The 2,980-nt window shown below is 62.3% G+C and carries 3 protein-coding genes; 1 reads left to right on the top strand and 2 read right to left on the bottom strand.

The features are described 5' to 3' along the window. Nucleotides 1–312: 312 nt before the first annotated feature. Nucleotides 313–1,443, bottom strand: a complete 1,131-nt coding sequence (wecB, locus tag ACI2KG_RS28980; protein WP_404664242.1) for a non-hydrolyzing UDP-N-acetylglucosamine 2-epimerase — start codon at nucleotides 1,441–1,443, stop codon at nucleotides 313–315. Nucleotides 1,444–1,838: 395 nt separating this feature from the next. Here wecB and ACI2KG_RS28975 point away from each other — a divergent pair, with 395 nt between their 5' ends. Then, nucleotides 1,839–2,174 (top strand): ComEA family DNA-binding protein, encoded by a 336-nt coding sequence (locus tag ACI2KG_RS28975; RefSeq protein WP_404664241.1) that lies wholly within the window; start codon nucleotides 1,839–1,841, stop codon nucleotides 2,172–2,174. A 387-nt stretch (nucleotides 2,175–2,561) separates the two neighbouring features. On the opposite strand, the gene ACI2KG_RS28970 is transcribed toward ACI2KG_RS28975, so the two are convergent. Beyond that, nucleotides 2,562–2,729: a DUF2897 family protein gene (locus ACI2KG_RS28970; RefSeq protein WP_003252762.1), complete on the bottom strand. Its 168-nt coding sequence runs from the start codon at nucleotides 2,727–2,729 to the stop codon at nucleotides 2,562–2,564. Between the last annotated feature and the right edge of the window lie 251 nt (nucleotides 2,730–2,980).

Raw genomic sequence — 2,980 nt, 5'->3', positions numbered from 1 at the left:
TGCGGTCGGTGTGGGAGCTGGCTTGCCGGCGATGGGCTGCACAGCAGCCCCGGCAGTCTTAACTGACTGGCATTAGGGCAAGCCCGCTCCCACAGTCTGCTTCGGGCCAATTACTCCTGTGAGGTCACCTCTGTCCGCCTTGTTTGTTCTCTTCGATATTGATGGGGGCGCCGCGGCTTTTCATCAATCTCCAGCCATGCATCCAGGGTGTGCGCGCCAAAGGCACAGGCATAATTGGCCCGAAACAGATGTGGGAGCGGCCTTGTGCCGCGAAGCGCCGCGCGGGCGGCGCTCGGTCTCACAGGCGCTGCATCACCCACCTGCAAACGCAGCCAGCGCTTCGCGTATGCGCACACACGCCTTGCCATCACCATACGGGTTATGCGCAACACTCATCTCGCGGTACACGGCCTCATCGGTCAGCAGGGTACTCAGCTCCCTCACAATCGATTCCACTTCTGTCCCCACCAACCTGACCGTACCTGCCGCCACAGCTTCGGGCCGCTCGGTGGTGTCGCGCATTACCAGCACCGGTTTGCCCAGCGCCGGGGCTTCCTCCTGAATGCCCCCCGAATCGGTCAGGATCACGTACGCGCGGGTCATCAGGTACACGAACGGCAGGTAATCCAGTGGCTCGATCAGGTGGATGTTGCGCACATCCCCCAGCAGGCGGTTGACCGGCTCGCGCACGTTGGGGTTGAGGTGTACCGGGTACACCACGTCCACTTCGGGGAATTGCCGCGCTATCTGCACCAGCGCCTGGCAGATGCGTTCAAAGCCGCCACCAAAGTTCTCGCGCCGGTGGCCGGTGACCAGCAACAGGCGGCGGTCGGCGGCCAGGTAGCTGAAGTGGCTGGCGAAACGGGCGTTCAGCGCCGGGCTTTGCAGCTTTTGTTCAACCTCCAGCAAGGCGTCGATCACGGTGTTGCCGGTGGTAAAGATGTGCGCGGGGTCGGTGCCTTCGCGCAGCAGGTTGTCGCGTGAGGTGCTGGTGGGGGCAAAGTGCAGCGCGGCCAGGGCGCCGGTGAGGCGCCGGTTGCCTTCTTCGGGCCAGAGTGAATACAGGTTGTTGGTGCGCAGGCCGGCTTCTACGTGGGCAATGGGGATTTGCTGATAGTAGGCCGCCAGGCTGGTGGCAAAGGTGGTGGCGGTGTCGCCGTGCACCAGCACCACGTCGGGCTTGAGCTCGGCCAGCACGGGCTGGATGCCTTGCAGGATGGCGGTGGTGACGCTGGTCAGGTCCTGGCCGGCTTTCATGATGTTCAGGTCGTAGTCGGGGCTGATGCCGAACAGTTCCAGCACCTGGTCGAGCATTTGCCGGTGTTGGCCGGTAACGCATACACGGGCGTCGAAGCGGTTGTCCTGGGCCAGTTGCAGGGCTAGCGGGGCCGTCTTGATGGCTTCTGGGCGGGTACCGAAAACGGTCAGGGTCTTGAGGGGCACGGCGGTGATCCTCTTGCTCGGGTCCTTGAAGCGCGGCGGTTTCCATTGCTCAAGAAATCTAGCAGCCGGGCAGTGGGGTGGGGTGGTTTGCGTGGCGGGCCTTGTTCGGCGGGCGCTGTGGGAAATTGGTAGTGCGTGGGTAGGCAGGGGTTATCGGACAAACGGGGATTTGCCTGCAGGCACAGGGCCAAGGGCTTGAGCTGCCGGGGCTGGGGCCGGCAGCGGTGAAAAGCGCGCTGTTTGTGGGGGGGTAGAAGCTGGCCGTTTTGCTGACCGATTCGGTAACCATTCGCTGGGGGTGGTGGGTGTTTTGCGGGCGGGTTAATCGCTAGGGTTGTTTGCGCAGCCGAAGGAAAACGGCTGCTGGAAACTGACCAACCCAAGGAGTGTTGACCATGCGTAATAACGTTCTGTCGTACCTGCTGCTGCCGCTGTTCGCCAGTTTGTCCTTCTCCCTTAGCGCCGCACCGGCCAGTACTACTGTTGTGGCCGAGCCGGTGCCGGTGGTGGCCCAGGTACAGGCCCAGCAGGCACCGCGGCTGGACTTGAACACGGCGGATGCACTGACCCTGCAGAAGGAGCTGAACGGCATCGGCAAGGCCAAGGCCGAGGCGATCGTGGCCTACCGTGAGGCCAATGGGCCGTTTGCTTCGGTGGATGAACTGCTGGAGATCAAGGGGATTGGCAATGCGCTTCTGGAGCGTAATCGGGACAAGGTGATGGTGGAGTAAGCGGGGAGGGGCCGGGGTGATGCCCTGGCCCGATCCGGTCATTTATACCAGGAAGTCCAGGACAGGAGGCAGAGATGATTCAAAAAGGCGCAACTTGCCTTGGGGTTTTGCTTGCCTGTCAGATCGAGCGCCGCCCGCGCGGCGCTTCGCGGCACGAGGCCGCTCCCACATCTGTTTCGGGCCAGTCACTCCTATGAGATCACCCCTGGCCGCCCTGTTTGTTCCCTTCGGCGTCGGCATTGACGCTGCTCTTCATCAATCTCCAGCCATGCGTCCAGGGCGCGTGTGCGCAGGTGGCAGGAGACACTGGCCCGAAACAGATGTGGGAGCGGCCTTGTGCCGCGAAGCGCCGCGCGGGCGGCGCTCGATCGAATAAGCGCTGCTTTATCAGCGGTCTTGCGCGTCCTTGGCGTCCGCTTCGGCGTTGCGCTCATGTACCTTGCGCAGTTGTTCTTCGGTTAGCGGCAGCTTCTTAGCCGTATCGCGCAGCATCATCAACCCGCCGACGATGGAGCCGAGGGCTATGATGAGTATCAGCCAGGCATACCAGGGCATTGTCGTTCTCCTTTGATCGGGCCATGGGCAACGCTTGTATGAAATTTGAGCGATTACCCGTTTCGTTGGTTCAATTATAGGTGCGTTCGCCGGGCCTTTAGCATCGCCTGTGCGATCGAGCGCCGCCCGCGCGGCGCTTCGCGGCACAAGGCCGCTCCCACAGTCTGTTTCGGGCCAATCACTCCTGTATTTTCACCGCTGGCCGCCTTGTTTGTTCCATTCGATATCGGCTGCGCCCGTGTTCTTCATCA

The sequence above is a fragment of the Pseudomonas sp. NPDC089407 genome (genome assembly GCF_044900445.1).
Classification (GTDB): Bacteria; Pseudomonadota; Gammaproteobacteria; order Pseudomonadales; family Pseudomonadaceae; genus Aquipseudomonas.
The sequence above is the reverse complement of the archived record's forward strand: the minus strand, read 5'-3'. Positions and strand labels throughout refer to the sequence as shown.

Bases quoted from the DNA above. Each gene is read 5' to 3' on its own strand.
- ACI2KG_RS28975 (WP_404664241.1), top strand. From the start codon at position 1,839: ATGCGTAATAACGTTCTGTCGTACCTGCTGCTGCCGCTGTTCGCCAGT.
- ACI2KG_RS28970 (WP_003252762.1), bottom strand. From the start codon at position 2,729: ATGCCCTGGTATGCCTGGCTGATACTCATCATAGCCCTCGGCTCCATC.